The 7,003-nt window shown below is 71.3% G+C and carries 7 protein-coding genes; 2 read left to right on the forward strand and 5 right to left on the reverse strand.

Annotated features, from left to right (window positions below; all coding sequences use genetic code 11):
- Positions 1-24 precede the first annotated feature (24 nt).
- Together AC5LUJ_RS07895 and AC5LUJ_RS07900 are read right to left on the reverse strand one after the other, a co-directional pair.
- Positions 25-1,014: a hypothetical protein gene (locus tag AC5LUJ_RS07895; protein WP_250281314.1), complete on the reverse strand. Its 990-nt coding sequence runs from the start codon at positions 1,012-1,014 to the stop codon at positions 25-27.
- Complete coding sequence (locus AC5LUJ_RS07900) at positions 1,011-1,568, reverse strand: SigE family RNA polymerase sigma factor (RefSeq protein ID WP_445548532.1); 558 nt, start codon at positions 1,566-1,568, stop codon at positions 1,011-1,013. The genes AC5LUJ_RS07895 and AC5LUJ_RS07900 overlap by 4 nt, the downstream gene beginning before the upstream one ends.
- Before the next feature lie 165 nt (positions 1,569-1,733).
- On the opposite strand from AC5LUJ_RS07900, the gene ccrA reads away from it, so the two are divergent.
- Both ccrA and AC5LUJ_RS07910 read left to right on the forward strand, forming a co-directional pair.
- A complete protein-coding gene (ccrA, locus tag AC5LUJ_RS07905) occupies positions 1,734-3,071 on the forward strand; it encodes a crotonyl-CoA carboxylase/reductase (protein ID WP_250281312.1) in 1,338 nt (445 codons plus the stop codon).
- Between the two features lie 145 nt (positions 3,072-3,216).
- The gene (locus AC5LUJ_RS07910; protein WP_250281311.1) at positions 3,217-3,879 is read left to right on the forward strand and encodes a sugar-binding protein; all 663 of its coding nucleotides are present in this window, start codon (positions 3,217-3,219) and stop codon (positions 3,877-3,879) included.
- Positions 3,880-3,967: 88 nt separating this feature from the next.
- On the opposite strand, the gene AC5LUJ_RS07915 is transcribed toward AC5LUJ_RS07910, so the two are convergent.
- The 3 genes from AC5LUJ_RS07915 to AC5LUJ_RS07925 form a co-directional block, all read right to left on the reverse strand.
- A complete protein-coding gene (locus tag AC5LUJ_RS07915) occupies positions 3,968-4,213 on the reverse strand; it encodes an Rv1322 family protein (protein ID WP_250281309.1) in 246 nt (81 codons plus the stop codon).
- A 74-nt stretch (positions 4,214-4,287) separates the two neighbouring features.
- The gene (locus AC5LUJ_RS07920; protein WP_250281328.1) at positions 4,288-4,788 is read right to left on the reverse strand and encodes a YkvA family protein; all 501 of its coding nucleotides are present in this window, start codon (positions 4,786-4,788) and stop codon (positions 4,288-4,290) included.
- A gap of 127 nt (positions 4,789-4,915) precedes the next feature.
- The gene (locus AC5LUJ_RS07925; protein WP_493464708.1) at positions 4,916-6,715 is read right to left on the reverse strand and encodes a 3-hydroxyacyl-CoA dehydrogenase family protein; all 1,800 of its coding nucleotides are present in this window, start codon (positions 6,713-6,715) and stop codon (positions 4,916-4,918) included.
- Positions 6,716-7,003 lie beyond the last annotated feature (288 nt).

A 7,003-nucleotide genomic window follows, 5' to 3' on the forward strand; every position in this document is an offset into this window, starting at 1 on the left:
TTTTCGCAGGGCGAAAATCTGGGGCTAGCTGATGCCGCAGCCGGCGGTGAAGGGTGACGCGGTCGTGTTCAGGTCCACCGTCGCGGATGTGGGCGCGCCGACCGTCTGGAAGCTCTCGCCGGTCAGCCGCCAGGTCGTGTACGTCACCGAGTACGTCCGGTCACCGGCGGCGCCGCCGGTGGCGTTGCCGGCGGCGACGACCACCGTCCCGGGCGTCGGGCCGTCGCAGGTGAAGCCGTCGCCGTGGGCGCCCGCAAGACCGGCCGGCAGCGGCAGCGGCGGCCCGCTCAGCTGCCGCAGCTGCCTGGCCGCGATCATTTTGATCACGCCGAACGTCCTGGTGTCGGCGGCGTTGCCCCCGGTCTGGACGATCAGCTCGCCGTAGCCGTCGGCGTCGATGTCGACGATCGAGATGGTCAGTGGCGACACCACCTCCGACAGCGCCAGCGTGGCCGGCCCGAACCGGCTGAGCGTGACCACGAGGGTGTTGCCGGACAGCTGCGTCGTGTCGTCCGTGCCGTCACCGTCGACGTCGCCCTTTTTCGCCGGCCGGGACACCGGCTGCGGCAGGGGCGGAGAGTTGACGTTGCTGGGCGAGACGCTGGGCCGCCCGGCCGTCGCGCTCGGGGACGGCAGCGGGCTGGTCTCCGTGACCGGCGAGGTGGACAGCGACGAGGGCTGCGCGGTGATGGTCCCGCGGACCGGGCCGCCCACGCCGCCGCCATGGGCGGCCGACGAGGTCGGGACCCGCGCGGCTGTCGCGCCGGCCGTCTGCGCCAGCGGCGGCGTGGCCGGTTCGACCAGGGTGGTGGAGTCACGGGGCTCACTCACCACGTAGGCGATAGTGATCACACCCGCCAGCGCCAGCCCGCCGAAGGCGGCGGCCGGCACCCGCATCCGGCGCCGGCGGAGCACCCTGGCGCGGATGCGCGCGTACGCGTCCGGCGACGCCTGGAGCGGTTCGACCGCCTCGGCGAGACGCCGGCGTAGCTCGTCGGCTTCGAGCCCGGTCACCGCAGGCCCTCCAGCTTGCTGCCCAGTGCGGCGAGCCCGCGGGACGTGTACGCCTTCACCGATCCGACACTGCAGCGCATGACCGCCGCGGTGTCCGCCTCGGAAAGATCGGCGTAGTAGCGCAGGACCACGGCCTCCCGCTGGCGGCGCGGCAGCTCGCGCAGGGCCTGCACGACGGCGGCCCGTTCGACCAGGGCGTAGGCCCCCTCCTCCGCGCTGGCCGCGTGCGGCATCGGCTTGGGCGCGTGCTTGAGGGCCACGAGCCGGCGCCGCAGCGTCGAACGTGCCAGGTTGACGACGGTCTGCCGCAGGTAGGCGAGTGCCTTCTCGCGGTCCTGCAGGCGGCCCCAGGCCGCGTGCACACGGATGTAGGCGTCCTGGACGATCTCCTCGCACAGGCCGAGATCGTCAAGCAGGAGAGCGGCGAGACGGACAAGCGACCGGTAATGTTCCGAGTACAAAACGGTGAGGGCGGCGTCGGCGTCCCGCGCGACCTCGCTACGGGCGGCGTCGCTCCGCGCAGGCACGGGCCGCCACCCCTCCACGACTGTCATGGGCGCGGTCACACCGGATCAGACGCGCTCCCACCCCCAATGGTTGCTCTCACCTCAGGTTGTATCGCTTCCGGCCCCTAAGTACACCCCCTACTGGACGACTACTGGGCATACCCGCCGGTAGCATCTTGGCCCACGTCACACATGACGCATGGGAGGTCGATCGTGAAGGAAATTGCTGAGGCGATTCTTGCCGGTGACACCCCCCGGAAGGAGTTCGCGGACCTTCGCGTGCCCGAGCGGTACCGGGCTGCGGTGGTTCGCAAGGCGGACGTCAACATCTTCGCCGGACTCGCCTCCCAGGAGAAGGACCCTCGACGTTCCCTGCACGTCGAGGAGGTCGCCACCCCCGAGCTCGGCCCGGGCGAGGCGCTGGTCGCGGTCATGGCATCCGCGATCAACTACAACACCGTGTGGACGTCGATCTTCGAGCCGCTCTCGACGTTCGGCTTCTTGGAGCGCTACGGCCGGATCTCCCCGCTCGGCAAGCGCCACGACCTGCCGTACCACGTGGTCGGCTCCGACCTCGCCGGGGTCGTCCTGCGCGCCGGGCCCGGAGTGCACGCCTGGGCGCCCGGCGACGAGGTCGTGGCCCACTGCCTGTCTGTCGAGCTGGAGCGCCCCGAGGGCCACGACGACACGATGCTCGACCCGGAGCAGCGCATCTGGGGCTTCGAGACCAACTTCGGGGGGCTGGCCGAGCTCGCCCTGGTCAAGGCGAACCAGCTCATGCCGAAACCCGCGCATCTGAGCTGGGAGGAGGCCGCCGCCCCCGGGCTGGTGAACTCCACCGCCTACCGCCAGCTGGTGTCGCGCAACGGCGCGAACATGAAGCAGGGCGACGTGGTGCTGATCTGGGGTGCCAGCGGCGGGCTCGGCTCCTACGCGACGCAGATGGCACTCAACGGTGGCGCGATCCCGGTCTGCGTCGTCTCCTCCGCCCGGAAGGCGGAGATCGTCCGCCGGATGGGCGCCGAGCTGGTGATCGACCGGACCGAGGAGGACTACCGGTTCTGGAAGGACGAGCACAACCAGGACCCGAAGGAATGGCAGCGGTTCGGCCGGAAGATCCGGGAGCTCACCGGCGGTGAGGACCCCGACATCGTCTTCGAGCATCCCGGGCGGGAGACCTTCGGCGCCTCCGTCTACGTCGCCCGGCGCGGCGGGACGATCGTGACCTGCGCCTCCACCAGCGGCTTCATGCACTCCTACGACAACCGCTACCTGTGGATGAACCTCAAGCGCGTGATCGGGTCGCATTTCGCGAACTACCGCGAGGCGTGGGAGGCCAACCGGCTGATCGCCAAGGGCCTGATCCATCCGACTCTCTCCCGGGTGTACCCGCTGACCGAGACCGGGCAGGCCGCCCACGACGTCCACCGCAACCTCCACCAGGGCAAGGTCGGGGTGCTCTGCCTCGCCCCCGCCGAGGGCCTCGGCGTCCGCGACCAGGCGACGCGCGAGCGTCACCTCACCCAGATCAACCGCTTCCGCGGGGTGTAGGGGTATTGGATACGGGGTACCCGCAACGCCGGGTTTCTCGAGCACAAACCTGGCGATCGGCGCACTTTCCGGGAGACTCGATGTACGTCGGTTCACCGGCCCCGAGGAGGTCAACCATGGCAGTGGTCTGGCACGCTGATGTCCCATGACCGAACAAACCGATCTCATCCCGATGTCCGGTGGTGGGGACGCCTCGCCGGAGTTCGATCTGGTTCGTCGCGGCTACGATCCGCATCAGGTCAGGGCACATGTCAACTGGCTCGTCGAACAGCTGCGGGAAGCTGAGTCGCATCGGGCCGCGGCCGAGGCCGCCGCCTCGGAGGCCGCCATCGAGGCGGCCACCCTGCGTGACGATCTGGCCGCCAACCGGCCGGCCTGGGAGGAGTTCGGCGGGCGGATCACCAAGATCCTCCAGCTTGCCGAGGAAGAGGCCGCCGCCGTCCGCGCCGAGCGGACCCGGGAGGCCGAGGTCGCGCTGGAGGAGGCCCGGCAGACCCACGCCGACGCGCAGCGTACCCGCGAACGGACGATCCGGGAGGCCGAGACAAAGGCTCAGGAGATCGTCGCTACGGCGGAGGCGCAGGCGGAGCAGATCGTCACCAGCGCCCGGGAAGCGGCCGAGAGGGCCGAGAACGACTCCCGGCGCCGGCTCGCCGACCTCGGCCGGCAACGCGACCAGGTGACCACTCAGCTCGGCCAGTTGCGCGACCGGCTGGCCGCGGCGATGGCCCCGCTGGATCTCAGCGTGAATCCCGGCGTGGATCCGGAACCGGTGGACGCCGAACAGCCCGCCGCCGTCCACTCCTGACCCGGGCCCCGTCCGCGGGGCACGGGCCCGCGGCCGTATTCGGGCCGGGATCGCGGGCCGGGATCGCGGGCCGGGATCCCGGGCCGGATCAGCCGCCCGGCCGCGACCGGCCCGACGGATTCCGGCGGTCGCGATGGGCCCAGCAGATCGTGTGCCAGTGCCTGCGGTCGGCGACCTGGTCGTCCAGCCAGCACACCACGTGCGGGGTGGCCGGGACTATCTCCTGCTCGCATCCGGGACAGCGGTAGTACTTCCACGCGGCCGCGCCGCTGACCCGGCGGACGACCCAGTCGCCGTCCGGGTGCTGTTCGGTCGTCTCGGATCCGACGATCACGGGTGCCTGCGGTGCCTGCGATGCCTGCGCCTGCCCCTGCGCCTGCGCCCGCGCCCGTCGGGACCGGCGCCGGGTCATTGCGGGCGCGTCGCCGACGTCCGGTCGACGACCTCACCCTCGATGATCCGATGCGGGTCCGCGCCACCCGCCGGGGGACGCCGGGAAACGCCGATCCGGTTGGCGGTCGACGCGGCGATCGTCTTCACCAGCTTCGCCTTACGGATCATCCCCCGCGGCGACGACAGGGCGGCGGACGCGCCCAGCAGGAGCTGGAAGGCCCGCTCGCTGCCGCGCCAGTGCTCCCGCAGCACGGCCTCACCGGCACCGATCTCCAGCCGGCGGAACGCGAAGGCCACGATCGCGACATCGTCGAGCTGGCCCACCACCGGGATCAGGTTCGTCAGCCGGTTCTTCGGGGACACCAGATACGCCAGCGCCCCGGCCGCCTCCAGCTTGGCCGACTGGGAGACCCGCGGATCGGCCAGGACCTTCCTGAGCATCACCACGAAGTCGGGCAGGAACGTCACGATCTCGCGGCCCAGCTCCCGGACGGCGTCCTTGTCCAGCTTGTCCAGCGGGATCATCGCGGCATCCTCCGGGTGCGGCAGCAGGGGCCGGCGTGTTGGTGACGAATCACGCCGTACGGCGCCATGGTAGGCGACAGGGCCGACACCACAGCAGCCCCGCGACCGGTGCACCCGATCAGTGGACCCGGAACCCGCGCCGGGTCTTGCGGCCGAGATAACCCGCTCTGACAAGGTGTTCGAGCAGCGGAGCCGGCGCGTGGCCGGGCTCCCGGAACTCCTGGTACAGAGCGCGCTGGATGGCAAGCGTCACATCCAGGCCGACGACGTCGACGAGCGCGAACGGCCCCATCGGATGCCCGCAGCCGACCGTCATCGCCGTGTCGATGGTGTCGATGTCCGCGTAGTGGTCCGCCAGCATCTTCACCGCGTCGTTGAGGTAGGGGAACAGCAGGGCGTTGACGATGAAACCGGCCCGGTCACCGCAGCGCACCGGATGCCTACCCATCGCCCGTGCCACCTCGAAGGCCGTGGCGGTGACGTCGCCCGCGGTCAGGACGGTGGGCACGATCTCCACCAGGCGCATCACCTGCGCCGGGTTGAACCAGTGCATCCCCACCACGTCGGACGGGCGGGCGGTGGCGGCCGCGCACTCGACCACCGGCAGGGACGATGTGGTTGTCGCCAGCACCGCCCCCGGGCGTGCCACCGCGTCGAGCGCGGCGAACAGGGCCCGCTTGACCGCGAGATCCTCCACGACCGCCTCGATGACGAGGTCGCAGCCGGCGAGGGCGGCCAGGTCGGTGCTGCCCCGCACCCGGGACAGGGCGGCGGCCCGGCCGTCCAGGGAGATCCTCCCCTTCTCGACGCCCCGCTCGAGCGAGCCTTCCAGCTTCTTGCGGACAGCGGCGATCTTCTCCTCGCCGCGGGCGTGGAACACCACGTCGTAGCCGTGGCGGGCGCAGACCTCGACGATCCCGGCGGCCATCGTCCCGCTGCCGACGATGCCCACCGCCCGCACCGGCCGGGCCACCGGCCCTGTCACCGGGCCGGGCCCGCTCCCGGTGCCGGCCGCGGGCCCGGCCGCCGGCACCGTGTCGACGATCTCGGACGTGTCCGGGGCGGCATAGGTGTAGAAGCCGCGCCCGGTCTTGCGGCCGAGCATCCCGGCCGCGACCAGCTGCCGCAGCAGCGGCGCCGGGGCGTGCAGGTGGTCATGGGAGGTGCGGTGGACCGAGTCCAGGATCTCGTAGGCCGAGTCGAGCCCGATCAGGTCGAGCAGCGCGAGCGGGCCGATCGGGTGCCCGCAGCCCAGCCGCATGGCCGCGTCGATGTCCTCCCGGGTGGCGTAGTGCGCCTCCAGCATCCGCACGGCGCTGTTGAGGTAGCCGAACAGCAGGGCGTCGACGATGAAGCCGGCCCGGTCCGCGGCGATCACCGCGGTCTTGCCGACCTTCGTGACGAGGGCCTCGACGTCCGCCAGCACGGTGGCGTCGGTGACGACCGTGCGGACGATCTCGACCAGCCCCATGACCGGCGCCGGGTTGAACCAGTGGGTGCCGATGACCCGGGACGACCGGGACGTCCCGGTGGCCAGTTCGGTGACGGACAGCGAGCTGGTGTTCGTGGCGATGATGGTCCCGGACGGGCACAGCGCGTCCAGGTCGGCGAGGACCGCCCGCTTGTCCTCGAGCCGCTCGGGCACCGCCTCGATGACCAGCCGGCAGTCCGCCACCGCCGACAGGTCGGTGCCGGCGTGGATCCGGGCGAACAGCGCGTCCCGGCCGGCCCCGGTCAGCTTGCCGCCATCGACCGCCCGGTCGGTCGAGTGACGGATCCGGCCGAGCCCCCGGGCCAGCGCCCTGTCGTCGTGCTCGACGCCCACCACCTCGATACCGGCGCGCGCCAGCACCTCGGCGATCCCCGCGCCCATGGTGCCAAGCCCCACCACGCCAACCCTCGTGAAGTCCCCAGCCATCCCGGACCACCCCTCTCGTCGTCGCTGTCGTCGTTGTGCCCACCAGCGACGCGCGGATGCTCCACCAGGTCTTCGACCCACGGCCCCACAACCGGCCACGCCACGTCACGTCAGCCAAAAAAGGAACAACCAACAGGCAATCGGGCAGCCGGCATCAACCAGGAATCGCCTTCGCAACCGAACATCGTATTCTCGACCGAACTCCGACGGGACAAGGTCGACATGACCCACCGAACCTATCCGGTGGAATCCTCCGGCCGGTGTTCCTGGCAGGACCGGTGTTCCTGG

This window comes from Protofrankia sp. CiP1_Cm_nod3 (assembly GCF_982290655.1).

Bases quoted from the DNA above. Each gene is read 5' to 3' on its own strand.
- AC5LUJ_RS07910 (WP_250281311.1), top strand. From the start codon at position 3,217: ATGACCGAACAAACCGATCTCATCCCGATGTCCGGTGGTGGGGACGCC.
- AC5LUJ_RS07925 (WP_493464708.1), bottom strand. From the start codon at position 6,715: ATGGCTGGGGACTTCACGAGGGTTGGCGTGGTGGGGCTTGGCACCATG.
- AC5LUJ_RS07900 (WP_445548532.1), bottom strand. From the start codon at position 1,568: ATGACAGTCGTGGAGGGGTGGCGGCCCGTGCCTGCGCGGAGCGACGCC.